Origin of the sequence: Micromonospora sp. NPDC049275 (assembly GCF_043197115.1) — a bacterium.
Lineage (GTDB): Bacteria > Actinomycetota > Actinomycetes > Mycobacteriales > Micromonosporaceae > Micromonospora.
In genome coordinates, this window is record NZ_JBICSN010000005.1 from 183949 (window position 1) to 198775 (window position 14827).

The following is a 14827-nucleotide window of genomic DNA, read 5'->3' on the forward strand; positions in this document are numbered from 1 at the left end:
CCCGAGGTGCGGGAACGCGCTCAGCGACAGGTCCCGGCGGCGCGCGCGTCGCGTCCGTCCGGGGTCGACGCGGCGAGCACTCGACCCAGTACGCCGGTCACCGCGGCGTTCACCTCGTCCGGGCGCTCCATCATCAGCATGTGGCCGGCGCCCGGGCAGACGGTCAGCTCGGTGGCCGGCAGGGCGGCGGCTATCGACTCGGCGCACGGCGGCGGCGTCAGCCGATCCCGGTCACCGACCAGGGCGGCCGCCGGCAGGTGGGCCAGCGCGGTGAGGGTGTCCAGCCGGTGCTGGGCGCCGATCGAGGCGCGGAAGCCACCGATCGAGCGCAGCGAGGCGCGGGCCACCGCCGACGTCACCAGGCGGATGTCGGAGGGATCGCAGCGGTCGCCGAAGAGCATCCACCGGATGCTCGGCTGCAACGCGTTCAACAGCGCCCGGGGCGCGCGCCACGAGCCGCACCGGGCCAGGACGCCGGCGCCCGTCGTCTCGGCGAGCCGGATCAGCCGGGCGATGCGCGGCGAGAGCCCGTAGACGGTGTGCGTGTGCCCCTCGGCCGTGGTCGAGACGAAGACCAGGCCGGCCGTACGGGCGGCGAAGTGCGCCCGGTGGCGGTGGGCGTACTCCATGATCGTCATTCCGCCCATCGAGTGCCCGACCAGGACCACCCGGCCGGTCGGCGCGACCGCGTCGAGGACGGCGGCCAGATCGTCGCCGAGCTGGGCCAGGGTGGCTGTGGGCAACGCCATGCAACTCGATCGGCCGTGGCCGCGCGCATCGTAGGTGACCACCCGCACCGCGTCGCCGAACGAGGCGGTGAGCGCGGCGAGCTGCCGGTGCCAGCTGCGCCCGTCCAGCGTCCAGCCGTGCAGCAGGACGGCCGTGACCGGGGCGTCCGCCGGTCCCGTGGTCTCCACGTGCAGCCGTACGCCGTCGGGCATACCGACCTCGAACCGCTCCGGCATCGTCACCTCCCCGAGCCGTTCCGGCACCACCGGCACCGTGATACCCGGCGGTAACACACCGGCTACCCGCCAGGAGACCCCGCCAATCGCGCCGGGGCGAACATTCCGGACCCCGCCCGTGACCGTCGACGGCGAGCCAAGCTGAACGACATGGAGGTGGCGGGGCAGGGGCGGCAGGCCGGCGGTACGCCTCGCGCCGCGCTCGCCGAGCTGCTCGCCGGCAACCGGCGCTTCGTCAGCGGCCAACCCGTGCACGGCCACGACGTCACCGCAGCGGCGGCGGCCGCGTCCGGCGACCAGCAGCCGTACGCGGTGGTGCTCGGCTGCATCGACTCGCGCGTGCCGCTGGAGGCGATCTTCGACCAGACCTTCGGCGCGATCTGCGTGATCCGTACCGGTGGGCACGTGCTCGACCGTGCGGTGTGCGGCTCCATCGAGTACGTGGTCGGTCAGCTCGGCGTACCGCTGGTGCTGGTCCTCGGACACGAGCGGTGCGGCGCGGTGGGTGCCACGGTGGACGCGCTGCGCACGGGGGAGCGGCCCGGCGGTTCGCTGGCCCACCTGGTCGACGAGATCGCCCCGGCGGTCATCGAGGCCGGGCTCGACGATCCAGCGGTGCTCCCGCTGGCGATCCGCCGACACGTTCGACGCACGGTAGACGTGCTGCGCGAGGACGACCTGCTGGCCGGGCCGGTCGCGGCTGGCCGGGTGGCGGCGGTGGGCGGCCTCTACGACCTGGCCACCGGCGAGGTCGAGCTGCTCGAACCGGCCTGAATCCTGGACGCGAAACCGCCCGCCGGGAACTCCCGGCGGGCGGTTCGGGTGGTGCTGTGGTGGGGGGAGGGGCTCAGCCCTCGAAGACGCCGGCCGCGACCAGACGCTTCTCGGTGGCCTCCCAGCCGTCGTTCGGGTGAACGGTAGCCAGGTTGTTGATCTCCGCCCGGATCTTGGCGGCGTGGCCGGCGGCGGCCAGCACCCGGATCTCCTCGACGAAGGCGTCGGAGTCGGTGCGCAGGTGCGCGGTCTTGCCGTTGGTCAGGTTGCGCACGTAGGCGTGCTTGCCGCCGTTGAGCGGGATGAGGTACTTGAACTCGCCCAGCACGCTGAGGGCGCCACCCTGGCCAGCCTGGCCGGCCCGGACGGACGCGCGCGCGGTCTTAGAGGTGTTGCTCGCCACGGAGGTACTCCTTGCAAGACGTACGGGAGGACTGGACGTCCGGGGGCTGTGTGCGGGTGACACGGAGTCGGCCCGCGAAGGTGTAACGCGGCAGAAGCCGCCGATGGAACTGTACAGGACCACGACATCAGGCTGGTCGTCGCGGTGTCCTGAGAGGCAACGGAGACCACCCGTCCGGCTATTCCGGGAGGCGTTTTTTCCGATTCCCTGGCGCACCATCCGTCACACAAGTCATCATGTGTTGCAGCAACCACTCGGGTGAACGAGGTCGTAGGGGAAGACGCACCTCGCTCTCCGGGAGGTCACCGTGCCAACGCGTGGCGTCGTATACGTCCACTCGACCCCGCTCGCCGTGTGCTCGCACGTCGAGTGGGCGATCGCGCGCGTCCTAGCCGCGCCGGTCAACCTGCAGTGGACGGCTCAGCCCGTCGATCCCGGCGCCCGCCGGGCCGAGTGCGGGTGGACCGGCCGTCCGGGAACGGGCGCCGAGCTGGCTGCTGCCCTCCGGCAGTGGCCCATGATCCGTTTCGAGGTCACCGAGGAGCCGAGTCCCGGCACCGACGGTGAGCGCTTCATGTACGTGCCCGCCCGTGGCCTGTTCCGGGCCACCGTCGGCGCGGCCGGTGACATCCAGCTCGGCGAGGACCGGCTGCGGGCCCTGATGGCCTCCGCCCGGGCCCCGGAGGCGCTGTCACACGCCCTGGACAAGGCACTCGGCACGGCGTGGGATGCTGATCTGGAGCCCTACCGGTACGCCGGGGACGGGGCGCCGGTGACGTTGCTCACCCGCGTCGGCTGACCTCGGCCACCGGCCCGCTGGCCAGGCGCTGGTGGGCGCTGCGACCGGTAAGGTCAAGTTGCCCCGATAAGGGGGAAGCTGGTGGGATGGGCTACGTGCCGATTCGCCCGCGACACGCCGGTGTCGCCGTCGCCGCCCTGACCGCCCTGCTCGTCTCCGGCTGCTCCGGCACCCCGGACCGGCCCGACCCGACGCCCGGTCCGACAGGCGCCTCGGCGGCCCCGAGCGCTCCCGCCGCGACCCCGGCCGACGATCCGGCCGCGCGGGCCTCCGCCCTGGTCGCCACGCTCTCCGACGAGGACCTGGTCGGGCAGGTGCTGATGCCGTACGCGTACGGCGACTCGGCCACGAAGGTCTCGGCCGGCTCCGCGGCCGGCAACCAGGCCCTCGCCGGCGTCGACACCCCCGCCGAGATGATCGCCAAGTACCGGCTCGGCGGGCTTATCCTGGTCGGCTTCAGCGCCGACGACCCGACCAAGGGCAACCAGGAGACCACAAATGTCGACAACCCGAAGCAGGTCCACGAGCTGACCACCGGGCTGCGGGGCGCCGCCGGGCGGCTGGCCGCCGGCCCGGCGCCCTTCCTGATCGGCACCGACCAGGAGTACGGCGTGGTCACCCGGGTCACCGACGGGGTCACCATCCTGCCCAGCGCGCTCGCCGCCGGCGCGGCCGGCGACCCGAAGCTGACCGAGGCCGCCTGGCGGGCCGCCGGCGCCGAACTCGCCGCCATGGGCATAAACGTCGACTTCGCCCCGCTGGCGGACGTGCTGGCCACCCGCAGCACGGTGATCGGCTCCCGGTCGTTCGGCGCCGACCCGAAGCAGGCCGCCGCCCAGGTCGGCGGCGCGGTCCGGGGCCTGCAGGCCAGCGGCGTGGCCGCCACCCTGAAGCACTTCCCGGGGCACGGCCACAGCGCCGACGACTCGCACAAGGACCTGCCGGTGCTCACCCAGTCCGCGGCAGAGCTGGAGCGCGGCGCGTGGCCGCCGTTCACCGCCGGTTTCGAGGCGGGCGCGATGGCCGTGATGTCCGGCCACCTGGACGCGCAGGCCATCGACCCGGGCACCCCGGCGACCTTCTCCCACAAGCTGCTCACCGACGTGCTGCGCGGCCAGCTCGGCTTCAAGGGCGTGGTGATCACCGACGGGATGAACATGCCGCCGGCGAAACGCTGGGCGCCCGGCGAGGCCGCCGTCCGGGCGTTGAACGCCGGCAACGACCTGATCCTCATGACCCCGAACGTCGGCCAGGCGTACGACGGGCTGCTCGCCGCCCTGCGCGGCGGGTCGCTGCCCCGGGCCCGGCTGGTCGAGGCGGTCACCCGGGTGCTCACCATGAAGTTCCGGCTGGCGGCGGCCCCCACCGAGCCGATGTCCACGCTCAACACCCCGGCGCACCGGGCGGCGGCGGAGGCGTTGGCCGCCGGCGCGGTCACCGTGCTGCGGGGCGCCTGCGGCGGCGCGGTACGCGGACCCGTCACCGTCACCTCCTCCGGTGGCCGCGACGCCACCCGGGCGGCGCTCACCGCCGCGCTGACCAAGGCCGGCGTGAAGGTGAAGCCGAGCGGCGGGACAGTGGTGCACCTGGTCGGCTACGGCGACGGCGACAGCGACCTGCGCGCCGACGCGGCGGTCACCGTCGCCATGGACACCCCGTACGTGCTGGCCAAGGCGACGTCGCCGACGCTGCTGGCGACGTACTCCTCCAGCCGGGCGTCGATGACCGCGCTGGCCGCTGTGCTGGCCGGCAAGGCCCGCCCGGCCGGCCGGTCGCCGGTGGCCGTGTCCGGCCTGCCCGCCACGACCTGCGGCGCCTGAGCAGTCCGGCAGGTCTGCCCGCGCCCGGCCGGTCTGTCGTCGGCCGGAAATCGCCTCGCCCCGGACGGCACCGGCCTGGCAGCCTCGTCGCATGACAACCGCACAGGGCTTCCGGTACGACAGGCGTGCCGACGGGACGGTGGTGATCACGCATCACGGCCGGTTGGCGGGCACGCTGCGCGGCGCCCGGGCGGCGGAGTTCCTCGCCGAGGTCGACGACGACCCGCAACTGGTGATGGCGCGCTGGACCGGCAACTACCGCCACGGCAACGAACGCACCGCCAAGCAGCACCCCCGCAACCGGGGCTGAACGTGCCGAAGGGCCCCCTCACCAGAGGGGGCCCTTCGGTAATGCGCGCAGCGCAGCCGTTTCCGGACCGCTGCCGTCTCGTACCGCCGGGGTCAGGGACGTGCGAAGACGAGCGCCACGTTGTGGCCGCCGAAGCCGAACGCGTTGTTCAGCGCGGCGGGGATCTCCATGTGGCGTGCCTTGTGCGCGGCGACGTCCAGGGTGAGACCGGGCTCCGGGTCGTCCAGGTTGATCGTCGGGGGGACGACGCTGTCGCGGATCGCCAGGATGGTGGCGATCGACTCCAGCGCGCCGGCCGCACCGAGCAGGTGACCGGTCATCGACTTCGTCGCGGACAGCACCGGGTGGTCGCCGAGCGCCTTGTGCAGCCCGCCGATCTCCAGCATGTCACCGACAGGCGTCGACGTGGCGTGCGCGTTGACGTGCACGATGTCCTGCTTGGCCACGTCCGCGTCCGCGATCGCCTTGGCGATGGCCCGGATGGCGCCCTCACCCTCGGCGTGCGGCTGCACGATGTCGTACGCGTCGGACGTGATGCCGGCGCCGGCGAGACGCGCGTACACCCGGGCACCCCGGGCCGCGGCGTGCTCGGCACGCTCCAGCACCAGGATCCCGGCGCCCTCACCGAGGACGAAGCCGTCGCGGCCCCGGTCCCACGGGCGGGAGGCGCGCTCCGGCTCGTCGTTGCGGGTCGACATGGCCCGCATCGAGCTGAAGCCGGCGATCGGCAGCGGGTGGATGACCGCCTCGGTGCCGCCGGCCACCACCACGTCGGCCCGGCCGGAGCGGATGATGTCCAGGCCCAGAGCGATGGCCTCGGCGCCGGTGGCGCAGGCGCTGGCCATCGAGTGCACCCCGGCCTTGGCGCCCAGCTCCAGCCCCACCCAGGCGGCCGGACCGTTCGGCATCAGCATCGGGATCGTGTGCGGGGAGACCCGCCGTGGCCCGGAGGCCTCCAGGATGTCGTCCTGGGCGAGCAGGGTGGTGGCGCCGCCGATGCCGGAGCCGACGCTGACGGCCAACCGCTCCCCGTCGAGGTCGGAACCGGCGAGGCCGGCGTCCGCCCAGGCCTGCTGCGCCGCGATGATCGCGATCGCCTCGGAGCGGTCGAGCCGGCGCAGCCGGACCCGGTCCAGCACCTCGGACGGCTCCACGGCCAACTGGGCGGCGATCCGGACCGGCAGTTGCGCGGCCCACTCCTGGGTGAGGGCACTCACCCCGGAGCGGCCGGCGAGCATGGCGTCCCAGGTCGACGCGACGTCCCCGCCAAGCGGGGTCGTCGCGCCGAGCCCGGTGACGACGACGTCAGGACGACTCATGATCAGGACTGCGCCTCGATGAAGCTGACGGCGTCCCCGACGGTCTTGAGGTTCTGCACCTCGTTGTCCGGGATCTTGACGCCGAACTTCTCCTCGGCGGCCACCACGACCTCCACCATGGAGAGCGAGTCGACATCGAGGTCGTCGGTGAAGGACTTCCCCTCGGCCACGTCGTCCGGGTTCACCCCGGCAACCTCTTCGAGGATCTCGGCGAGGCCGGTGGTGATCTCGTCACGGGTCATTGCGGTTGGTTCCTCTCATAGGGGGTTCTCCGGCGGCCGGCGTCGCCGACCGCCGCTCCTCGACGCGTACGCGTCCGAGGGGGTTCAGGGGCAGCGCACGACCTGACCGGCGTAGGTCAGGCCACCGCCGAAGCCGAACAGCAGCACCGGGGCGCCCGAGGGCACCTCCCGACGCTCGACCAGCTTCGACAGGGCCAGGGGCACGCTCGCCGCCGACGTGTTGCCGGACTCGACGATGTCCTTCGCGATGATCGCGTCGGGGATGTTGAGCCGCTTGGCGATTCCGTCGATGATCCGGGCGTTGGCCTGGTGCGGCACGAACGCGGCCAGCTCCGACGGGTCGACCCCGGCCCGCTCGCACGCCTGCAGGGCCAGCGGCGCGATAGCGGTGGTGGCCCAGCGGAACACCGCCTGCCCCTCCTGCTGGATGTACGGGCGCCAGCCCTCGATGCGGACCGCGTCGCTCTTCTCCGGCACGGAGCCCCAGACGACCGGGCCGATGCCGGCCGGCTCGTCGTCGGCGGTGGCGGTGACCACCGCGGCGCCCGCGCCGTCACCGAAGATGATGCAGGTGGAGCGGTCGGTCCAGTCGGTGAAGTCGGACAGCTTCTCGGCGCCGATGACGAGCGCGTTGCGCGACGCCCCGGCCCGCACGGCGTGGTCCACGGTCCCCAGGGCGTACGCGAAGCCCGAGCAGGCGGTGTTGACGTCGAACGCGCCCGGCGCGGCGATGCCCAGCTTGGCGGCGACCCGGCAGGCCACGTTGGGGCTGCGGTCGATCGAGGAGCAGGTGGCGACCACGACCAGGTCGATGTCGGAGGCGCTGAGCCCCGAGTTGGCCAGCGCCTTGCCGGCGGCCGCGGCGGCCATGTCGGCAACCGTCTCGCCGTCGGCGATCCGCCGGCTGACGATGCCCACCCGGTCTCGGATCCACTCGTCGTTGGTGTCCACGAGCTGGGCGATGTCGTCGTTGGTCACCACCCGGGAGGGCTGGTAGTGCCCCATCGAGACGATGCGACTGCCAGTCATGAACGACCTCCGATACGGGCGATCAGGTCCCGTGCGGCCGGTAGGTCGTCCGGGGTGTTGAGGGTGACGATCTCCGGGGCGCCGTCGCCCTTGAGTTCCCGCTTGACCAGGCCGGCGAGGGTGCCGGCCGGGGGCAGCTCGATCACGCCGGTGACACCGAGGTCGGCCAGCGTGCGCATGCACAGGTCCCAGCGCACCGGCGCGGTGACCTGACGGACGAGGCGCTGCACCATGGCGGCACCGTTGTCGACAGCGGTGCCGTCGAGGTTCGACAGCAGGGTTCGAGCCGGATCGGCGGGGGTGATCCGGGCAGCCTCCGCGGCGAGCGCGGTCTCGGCCGGAGCCATGTACGGGGTGTGGAACGCGCCGGCCACCTGGAGTCGGATGATCCGGGTCCGGGTGGGCGGCTCGGCGGCGAGCTTGTCGAGCCCGTCCAGGGCGCCCGCGGCGACGATCTGCCCGGCGCCGTTGCGGTTGGCCGGGTACAGCCCGTTCGCCTCGATCGCGGCGATCACCTCGTCGGGGTCACCGCCGAGCACCGCGGCCATTCCGGTCGACTCCAGCGCGCACGCGGCGGCCATCTCCCGGCCGCGTACGCCGGCCAGGGTGATCGCCGCGTCGGCGGACAGCACACCGGCCAGGGCGGCGGCACCCAACTCGCCGACGCTGTGGCCGGCGGTGAGCGCGACGCCGTCGAGCGGCAGGTGCTCGGCCGCGAGCAACGCCGCGGCGACAAGTAGAGGCTGGGTCCGGGCGGTGTCCCTGATCTCGTCGGCGTCGGCGGTGGTGCCCAGGTGCAGCAGGTCGACCCCGGCCAACGCCGACCAGTCGCGCAGTCGCGCCTCGGTGCCGGTCAGGTCGAGCCAGGGGGTCAGGAAGCCGGGTTTCTGGGAACCCTGGCCGGGACTAAGTACGGCGAGCACGCCTATGACTCTCCCGGATACGAGTGGGTAGCGCTGTGCCGAGGCCGACCAAACCGCACTAGAACCTTTGGAGGTTTCTCACAAAGATCGGCGGGGATCATCGCTGCTTTGGGGGGATTTCCGGGCGGCCGGGGTCAATGTCTGGGTCGGAACCGCCGTGACCACCGGGACCACCGGATCCAGCCGACCGACAGTCAACGCCACCTGGAGCGCGAACGCGTCCCGGGGCGACAGCGGCGAGAAGCCTGTCACCTCGGCGATCCTGCGCAGCCGGTACCGCACCGTGTTCGGGTGCACGAACAGCGCCCGCGCCGCGCTCTCCAGAGTGCCACCGGCGGCCAGGAAGGCGTCCAGGGTCTCCAGCAACTCGCCACCGGCGCGCACAAGCGTCGCGTACACGTCGTGGCGCAGCCGGCGACGCGCCTCCGCGTCGCCGGCGAGAGCCCGCTCCGGCAACAGGTCCGCGGCCGGCACCGGCCGGGGGGCGGTCGGCCACGCCGGCGCCGCCCGGAAACCGGACAGCGCGGCCCGCGCCGACTCCGTCGCCTCGTCCAGGCTGGGTACGGCCGGACCGACCACCACCGGCCCGTCACCGAACGCGTCCAGCAGCTTGCCGGTGGCGCTCAGCGGATCCGCCGCGCCGCCCAGCACGATCACCAACCGGTCACCGTGCACCCCGCCGATCACCTCGACGCCGATCCGCCGCGCCTGCCGGTACACCACGTGCAGTACGGCGGAGACCTCCCCGCCGGGGGAACGGCCGACCGCCACCGCGACCGGCGGCGCGTCCGCCCAGCCCAGCGCGGCGGCCCGGCTCGCCAGGACGTCCGGCGAGTCGCCGCGCAGCAGCGCGTCGACAAGCAGGGCCTGCAGCCGGGCGTCCCACGCGCCGCGCGACTCGGCGGCCCGCGCGTACACCCGGGCGGCGGCGAACGCGATCTCCCGGGAGAAGCGCAGCACCGCCTCGCGCAGCAACTGCTCCTCACCCTCGGCGGCGAGCTGCGACACCTGCTCCTCGACGACGTCGATGGTCACCTTGATCAGTGCCACGGTCTGCTGAAGGGTGATCGACCGGGCCAGTGCCTGCGGCGCCGCGTCGAACACCTCGTCGGAGACCTCCTGGGTGCTGTCCGCCGTGCCGCCACCGTCGCGCAGCCACTGCACAAGTGACCGGGCGCCCGCCTGGGCCACGAGCATCACCCAGGAGCGCTGGTCGGCCGGCAGGGCGCGGAACCAGGGCAGCGTCTCGTCCATCCGGGCCACGCTGGCGGTGGCCAGCGCTCCCGCCGAACGCTCGATCCGGCGCAGCGTGGCCGCCAACTCCCCACCGTCGGGCGTACTCACCGCCCTAGCCTGACACGTCGTGAGCAGGCCATCCACGCCGGCACCGGTCGGCGGGCCTGGACGGCCGGCCCGGCGCAGGGTCACGGCGGCGCGGGCAGACCCAGCTCCTGCGCCAGGATGGCGGCCTGTACCCGGCTGCGCAGGTCCAGCTTCGCGAGGATCCGGCTCACGTGTGTCTTGGTGGTGCTCTCCGCCAGCACCAGCCGGTCGGCGATCTGCTGGTTGGACAGGCCCAGGCCGAGGCAGGCCAGCACGTCGCGTTCGCGGGGGGTCAGCGTGGCCAGCGCGGCCCGGGTGGCCGCCGACGCGCCGGGCGCGGTGGCCGCGAAGGCGGCGATCAGACGCCGGGTCACCGTGGGGGCGATGAACCCCTCGCCGCGCGCCACCGTGTGCACCGCCGCGACCAGTCCGGCCGCGTCGGTGTCCTTGAGCAGGAACCCGGACGCTCCGGCGCGCAGCGCGCCGAAGACGTACTCGTCCAGGTCGAAGGTCGTCAGCATCAGTACGTCGGCGAGCCGGTCGGCGACGATCGCCCTGGTCGCGGCGATCCCGTCGAGGCGTGGCATCCGCACGTCCAGCACCGCCACGTCGGGACGCGCCTCCCGGCACAGCCGGACCGCCTCGTCGCCGTCGGACGCCTCGCCGACCACCTCGATGCCCGGCGACCCGCCCAGGATCAGGGCCAGCCCCGCCCGTACCGCCGGCTGGTCGTCCGCGAGCACCACCCGTACCGCCGTCGCCCCGCTCGCGTCGCCGCCCGGGTCCAGTCCCGGCCCGCTCACCCGCCCTCCCCGGTCGGCAGCGCGGCGCGGACCTGCCAGCGGCCGTCGTGCGGCCCGGCGCTGAACCGGCCGGCCAGCAGCGCCGCGCGCTCCCGCATCCCGATCAGCCCGGCCCCGGCGCCCGGCAGCCCCGACCCGTCCGACCGCACCGGATTCTCCACCGTCAGCACCACCTCGGCCGGCCGGTACACGATCGTCAGCTCCGCCTCGCCCGTGCCGTGCTTGAGGGCGTTGGTCAGCGACTCCTGCACGATCCGGTACGCGGCGAGGTCCACCGACACCGGCAGCGGACCCGGTGTGCCGTCGGTGTGCACCCGTACCGCGAGGCCGGCGGCCCGGATCCGCTCGACCAGGCCGTCCGCCTCGACGAGCCGCGCCGCCACCGTCTCCGGCGTCGCGTCGAGGGTGCCCGCCGCGCTCGGGTCGCCAGCGTTCGGCTCGCGCAGCAGCTCGATCATCTGCCGCATCTCGGCCAGGCCCTGCACGCTGCTCTCCCGGATGACCCGTAGCGCCGACTCCACCTGGCCCCGCTCCAGCCCGGGAACGGACAGCACCGCGGTGGCGTGGATGGCCACGGCGCTCAGGTGGTTGGCGACCACGTCGTGCAGTTCCCGGGCCATCCGGGCCCGTTCGGCGCCGACCGCCTGCCGGCGGTCCAGCTCGACCAGCCGGGCGGTCTGCTCGGCCCGTGCCCGCTCGGCGGCAGCCTGGTCGCGGTACTGCCGCACGCTGATCCCGGTCAGCACCGGCAGCAGCCCGGCGAGCACCACCGGCACCCCGACCGCCGCCCCGCGCCACTGCCCGAAGCCGAGCACACCGACCACCGTCCCGATCACGCTCAGCGTTCCGGTGATCCCCAGCAGCCACCGCCACAGCCGGGGCGGGCCGTACACGCAGGCGTCGTAGAGCACCTGCGTGTAGACCACGACCGTGCCCAGCGAGTTGCCCAGCGCCGTGTCCACCACGAGCGCCCCGGTCCCCACCGCCAGGCTGGCGCGTGGCGAGACCCGACGCAGGCCGACGGCCACACACACCGCCAGCAGGGGCGCCAGGAACAGCGCCTGCGGCACGTCCGGGTGCGGGATGATCTGTGGCTGCATGCCCAGGCCGTACAGCACCAGGCCGCCGATCAGCGACGCGCCGGCAAGCGTGAGGTCGCGGCCGGCCGTGCCGGAGCCGAGCCACGGTGGCGGTCGCATGCCCCGATCCCACCACAACCGTCGGCCCTCCGACTCCGACCGGGGAAGGAGGCTTGCGGCGGCGAGATGCGCCGAAAGAGGTACGTGGAGCGCGGCGGGCCGGCCGGTCCGTCGAAGGGATGACCGCGATCTCCTCTCCGACGTCGAGGTTCGAGCCCCGCCGATCGGTGACGCTTGTGGCGTCGTCGGGGAGGTCGCCATGGTGGTCGCAGTGATCATCGGTTGTGAGATCGCGTTCTGGGTGCTGCTCGGCGCCGGACTGGTGGCCCGGTATCCGCTGCGCCGGCCACGACTCGGCGCGGCGCTGCTGCTCTGCGTGCCGTTTGTCGATCTGGCACTGCTCGCCGCGTCGGTGATCGACCTGCGCCGCGGCGCGACCGCCGGCGTCGGTCACGGTCTCGCCGCCGCCTATCTCGGCTTCTCGGTGGCCTTCGGGCACTCGATGGTGCGCTGGGCGGACCAGCGCTTCGCCCACCGGTTCGCGGGCGGCCCGCCACCGGTGCGGCCGCCCCGCTACGGCTGGGCGCGCACCCGCTACGAGTGGCGTGAGTGGGCCAAGGCACTGCTCGGCTGGATCATCGCCTGCGGCCTGCTCGGTGCCGCCATCCTGTGGGTCGACGACGCCGAACGGACGCGCGGGCTGGTGGGCTGGATCCACAAGCTCACCGTCGCCCTCGTGATCTGGCTGGTCGCCTTCCCGGTCTGGGAGACCCTGTTTCCTCGCCGCCCGAAGCGCTGACCCGGGGGTACGCCGTGCACAGCCCGTCGGTCCCGGCCAGTACGGTGGCAGGGCACGTCGGGGGGAGCGCCCCCGCGCGTGAGTGCGAGCGTGAGGAGACCGGGGATGGCGCACGGGGAGGCCGAGCACGGCTGCGCCCAGGGCGAGCCCTGCCGGCTGGGGCACCACGACCCGCAGGCGGCTGGCAAGCCCCGCCGGCCGGTCGGCGGGGCACCGACGCACCCGGCGGAGTCGACAGGCGGCCGTGCCTCCGAGCGGGGCGACGACGACGTGGCCGTGCCACGCCAGCGGGCCACCGAGCCGGTCCCGCCCGCCGAGCCGGACGACGTCACCGGCTGTCGCAGCGAGCTGCCCGGATGGGCCGGGGCGCATCGACACGGCCCGGTGCGGCCGCGTCAGCGGGCCAGCCGCCGGGAACGCCCGCCGCGCCGCTGGTGCTGACCCGCGCCGGCTGGTGCTGACCCGCGCCGGCTGGTGCTGACCCGCGCCGGCTGGTGCCAATCGCACGGCTGGTGCCGACCGCACGGCTGACGCTCACCGCACGGCTGGTGCCGACCGCACGGCTGACGCTCACCGCACGACGGCTGGTCCGGCTGGCCGCCTGAGGTCAGCGGGTCCGGCGGCGGATCAGCAGGGCGATCCCGGCGAGACCGACAGTGATGGTCAGCATCACCGCGACGTTGAGCAGCAGCAGTCGCTGCAACTCGCCGAGCGCCTCGTCGATGTCCCGGGCAGGGTCCATCGTGTCCTCCGGGAGGACACGCTCGCCGCCGCCCACGCCGCCGCTGACCGTGTCGAACTGCCGCTCCAGCGGCACTCCGGCGGTGCGCAGCGTCTCGGACATGCTGAGCCGGCCGAGGAACCAGCCGGCGCTGGTCTTGCGGCCGTCCGGCTGCTTGGCCGGTCGGTAGACGCGCGGCCCACCGGCAGCCTTGGGGTAGAGGTCGTACGTCTGCTTCGGCGTCTCGCCGGCGAGCACCACGACCGTGTACTTCGGACCGAGGCCGGCCGCCTTCGGCCCGGTCGGCATGCCGGTACGAGCGAAGAAGTTGACCTGGTCGACGACAGCCACCACGTGCGCGGGCTGGGTGTCCGACCGGAGCCGCAGCGGCTCGGTCAGCCCTTCGCCGGTGATGTCCACACCGGCGGGTGCCGGCTTGGGTGCCGGCTTCGGCGCCGCGCTGGCCGGGCCGGCGACACCGAGCGCCAGCACTGTCGCCGCCAGCGTGCCCGCCAGCACGGCGGCCCAGCGCCTCATCTGTCGGACCATCCCGCCTCCTCGCCCCGTTCGATGGATGGCTTCGTCGTGACGTCCGGGTCGGTCGGCCGGTGACGACACCGACCGGGCGGTCGGGCCCACTCTCACAGACTCCGCAGAACGTCGATGAATTGCAGCAAGTGGAACAGTATTTGGAACTATCTGCGATCTCTGCTCGACTAATGAGGAGCTGTTTTGATCAGCGGGCGGATCGTACCCTTACGGAGGGGTTCATGGGGGGCAGGGTTACACGATTGGCGCGGGTCGTGCCAGCGGTGCTCGGTGTGGCGTTCGGTGTGTCGTTGTTGGCCCCGGCGACACCGGCCGCCGCGCACAACTCGCTGACCGGCAGCAATCCGCGCGACGGTGCCCGGGTGGCCACCGCGCCCGCCCGGGTCGAGCTTCGGTTCCTGGCCAAGCCGGCCCCCGCTACGACGAAGATCACAATAACCGGGCCGGACAATGTGGTCGCCGGAGGGCGGCCGACCTTCGACGGCAGTCGGGTGCGCGTGCCGTTCACGCCCGGTGCGGCCGGGCTCTACATCGTCGGTTACCAGGTGGCCTCTGGTGACGGCCACCCGGTGAAGGGCGAGGTCCGGTTCACCCTCACCACCGGCACCGCCGCCGACCCGTCCGCCTCGCCGTCGGCCGGCGGCGTCGCTCCTACCGTCAGCCCTTCGGCCGCTGGTACCGGCCCGGCGGCCGCTCCGGCGGGCTCGCCGTCGTCGGCGCCGACGGGCAGCGCACTGGCGTCCGTTGTGCCAGCACCCTCGGTTCGGTCCGAATCCAGCGGCCGCTGGTGGCTCTGGGCGCTCGGCGGCCTGGTGCTGCTCGCCGCCCTCGCCGCCGGCCTGGTGTTGCGCCGCAGGAACCGGGCGCGCTGATCACCCGATCGACGCCGGCCCGGCGGCGCACCGCCGG

The 14827-nt window shown here is 73.7% G+C and carries 16 protein-coding genes and 1 pseudogene; 7 read left to right on the forward strand and 10 right to left on the reverse strand.

Going from position 1 to position 14827, the window contains the following annotated elements; genetic code table 11:
- Positions 1-20 precede the first annotated feature (20 nt).
- Positions 21-965, reverse strand: a complete 945-nt coding sequence (locus ACGFIE_RS18170; protein ID WP_393296395.1) for an alpha/beta fold hydrolase — start codon at positions 963-965, stop codon at positions 21-23.
- 150 nt (positions 966-1115) lie between these two features.
- On the opposite strand from ACGFIE_RS18170, the gene ACGFIE_RS18175 reads away from it, so the two are divergent.
- Positions 1116-1739 carry a carbonic anhydrase gene (locus tag ACGFIE_RS18175; RefSeq protein ID WP_393295987.1) on the forward strand — a complete coding sequence of 208 codons (624 nt, stop codon included), beginning with the start codon at positions 1116-1118 and terminating at the stop codon, positions 1737-1739.
- A gap of 73 nt (positions 1740-1812) precedes the next feature.
- Here ACGFIE_RS18175 and ACGFIE_RS18180 read toward each other — a convergent pair whose 3' ends face one another.
- Positions 1813-2142, reverse strand: a complete 330-nt coding sequence (locus tag ACGFIE_RS18180; protein ID WP_266244844.1) for a hypothetical protein — start codon at positions 2140-2142, stop codon at positions 1813-1815.
- Positions 2143-2449: 307 nt separating this feature from the next.
- On the opposite strand from ACGFIE_RS18180, the gene ACGFIE_RS18185 reads away from it, so the two are divergent.
- From ACGFIE_RS18185 to ACGFIE_RS18195, 3 genes are all read left to right on the forward strand, one after another.
- Complete coding sequence (locus tag ACGFIE_RS18185) at positions 2450-2941, forward strand: DUF3145 domain-containing protein (RefSeq protein WP_363683396.1); 492 nt, start codon at positions 2450-2452, stop codon at positions 2939-2941.
- A gap of 86 nt (positions 2942-3027) precedes the next feature.
- Complete coding sequence (locus tag ACGFIE_RS18190; protein WP_393295989.1) at positions 3028-4761, forward strand: glycoside hydrolase family 3 protein; 1734 nt, start codon at positions 3028-3030, stop codon at positions 4759-4761.
- Positions 4762-4852: 91 nt separating this feature from the next.
- Positions 4853-5071: a hypothetical protein gene (locus tag ACGFIE_RS18195; protein WP_393295991.1), complete on the forward strand. Its 219-nt coding sequence runs from the start codon at positions 4853-4855 to the stop codon at positions 5069-5071.
- Between the two features lie 92 nt (positions 5072-5163).
- Here ACGFIE_RS18195 and fabF read toward each other — a convergent pair whose 3' ends face one another.
- The 7 genes and pseudogenes from fabF to ACGFIE_RS18230 all read right to left on the reverse strand — a co-directional run bounded on the left by fabF (position 5164) and on the right by ACGFIE_RS18230 (position 11909).
- Complete coding sequence (fabF, locus tag ACGFIE_RS18200) at positions 5164-6390, reverse strand: beta-ketoacyl-ACP synthase II (protein ID WP_363683390.1); 1227 nt, start codon at positions 6388-6390, stop codon at positions 5164-5166.
- Positions 6391-6392: 2 nt separating this feature from the next.
- Positions 6393-6632: an acyl carrier protein gene (locus ACGFIE_RS18205; RefSeq protein WP_007463517.1), complete on the reverse strand. Its 240-nt coding sequence runs from the start codon at positions 6630-6632 to the stop codon at positions 6393-6395.
- A gap of 84 nt (positions 6633-6716) precedes the next feature.
- Complete coding sequence (locus ACGFIE_RS18210) at positions 6717-7661, reverse strand: beta-ketoacyl-ACP synthase III (RefSeq protein ID WP_393295993.1); 945 nt, start codon at positions 7659-7661, stop codon at positions 6717-6719.
- A gap of 5 nt (positions 7662-7666) precedes the next feature.
- A pseudogene (locus tag ACGFIE_RS18215) lies at positions 7667-8584 on the reverse strand (ACP S-malonyltransferase); the annotation flags it as partial.
- Positions 8585-8662: 78 nt separating this feature from the next.
- Positions 8663-9928, reverse strand: a complete 1266-nt coding sequence (locus tag ACGFIE_RS18220; RefSeq protein WP_393295995.1) for a PucR family transcriptional regulator — start codon at positions 9926-9928, stop codon at positions 8663-8665.
- Positions 9929-10008: 80 nt separating this feature from the next.
- The gene (locus ACGFIE_RS18225; RefSeq protein WP_393295997.1) at positions 10009-10710 is read right to left on the reverse strand and encodes a response regulator; all 702 of its coding nucleotides are present in this window, start codon (positions 10708-10710) and stop codon (positions 10009-10011) included.
- Complete coding sequence (locus tag ACGFIE_RS18230; protein ID WP_393295999.1) at positions 10707-11909, reverse strand: sensor histidine kinase; 1203 nt, start codon at positions 11907-11909, stop codon at positions 10707-10709. The genes ACGFIE_RS18225 and ACGFIE_RS18230 overlap by 4 nt, the downstream gene beginning before the upstream one ends.
- Positions 11910-12108: 199 nt before the next feature.
- Here ACGFIE_RS18230 and ACGFIE_RS18235 point away from each other — a divergent pair, with 199 nt between their 5' ends.
- Positions 12109-12648 carry a hypothetical protein gene (locus ACGFIE_RS18235; protein WP_393296001.1) on the forward strand — a complete coding sequence of 180 codons (540 nt, stop codon included), beginning with the start codon at positions 12109-12111 and terminating at the stop codon, positions 12646-12648.
- Positions 12649-12753: 105 nt separating this feature from the next.
- Positions 12754-13089, forward strand: coding sequence for a hypothetical protein (locus ACGFIE_RS18240; protein ID WP_393296003.1), 336 nt, complete (start codon positions 12754-12756; stop codon positions 13087-13089).
- Positions 13090-13255: 166 nt separating this feature from the next.
- On the opposite strand, the gene ACGFIE_RS18245 is transcribed toward ACGFIE_RS18240, so the two are convergent.
- A complete protein-coding gene (locus tag ACGFIE_RS18245) occupies positions 13256-13918 on the reverse strand; it encodes a hypothetical protein (protein ID WP_393296005.1) in 663 nt (220 codons plus the stop codon).
- Between the two features lie 221 nt (positions 13919-14139).
- On the opposite strand from ACGFIE_RS18245, the gene ACGFIE_RS18250 reads away from it, so the two are divergent.
- Positions 14140-14790 (forward strand): copper resistance CopC family protein, encoded by a 651-nt coding sequence (locus tag ACGFIE_RS18250; protein ID WP_393296007.1) that lies wholly within the window; start codon positions 14140-14142, stop codon positions 14788-14790.
- The last annotated feature ends 37 nt before the right edge of the window (positions 14791-14827 follow it).

Bases quoted from the DNA above. Each gene is read 5' to 3' on its own strand.
- ACGFIE_RS18245 (WP_393296005.1), bottom strand. From the start codon at position 13,918: ATGGTCCGACAGATGAGGCGCTGGGCCGCCGTGCTGGCGGGCACGCTG.
- ACGFIE_RS18235 (WP_393296001.1), top strand. From the start codon at position 12,109: ATGGTGGTCGCAGTGATCATCGGTTGTGAGATCGCGTTCTGGGTGCTG.
- ACGFIE_RS18230 (WP_393295999.1), bottom strand. From the start codon at position 11,909: ATGCGACCGCCACCGTGGCTCGGCTCCGGCACGGCCGGCCGCGACCTC.
- ACGFIE_RS18170 (WP_393296395.1), bottom strand. From the start codon at position 965: ATGCCGGAGCGGTTCGAGGTCGGTATGCCCGACGGCGTACGGCTGCAC.
- ACGFIE_RS18205 (WP_007463517.1), bottom strand. From the start codon at position 6,632: ATGACCCGTGACGAGATCACCACCGGCCTCGCCGAGATCCTCGAAGAG.
- ACGFIE_RS18210 (WP_393295993.1), bottom strand. From the start codon at position 7,661: ATGACTGGCAGTCGCATCGTCTCGATGGGGCACTACCAGCCCTCCCGG.
- ACGFIE_RS18190 (WP_393295989.1), top strand. From the start codon at position 3,028: ATGGGCTACGTGCCGATTCGCCCGCGACACGCCGGTGTCGCCGTCGCC.
- ACGFIE_RS18240 (WP_393296003.1), top strand. From the start codon at position 12,754: ATGGCGCACGGGGAGGCCGAGCACGGCTGCGCCCAGGGCGAGCCCTGC.
- ACGFIE_RS18250 (WP_393296007.1), top strand. From the start codon at position 14,140: ATGGGGGGCAGGGTTACACGATTGGCGCGGGTCGTGCCAGCGGTGCTC.
- fabF (WP_363683390.1), bottom strand. From the start codon at position 6,390: ATGAGTCGTCCTGACGTCGTCGTCACCGGGCTCGGCGCGACGACCCCG.
- ACGFIE_RS18175 (WP_393295987.1), top strand. From the start codon at position 1,116: ATGGAGGTGGCGGGGCAGGGGCGGCAGGCCGGCGGTACGCCTCGCGCC.
- ACGFIE_RS18195 (WP_393295991.1), top strand. From the start codon at position 4,853: ATGACAACCGCACAGGGCTTCCGGTACGACAGGCGTGCCGACGGGACG.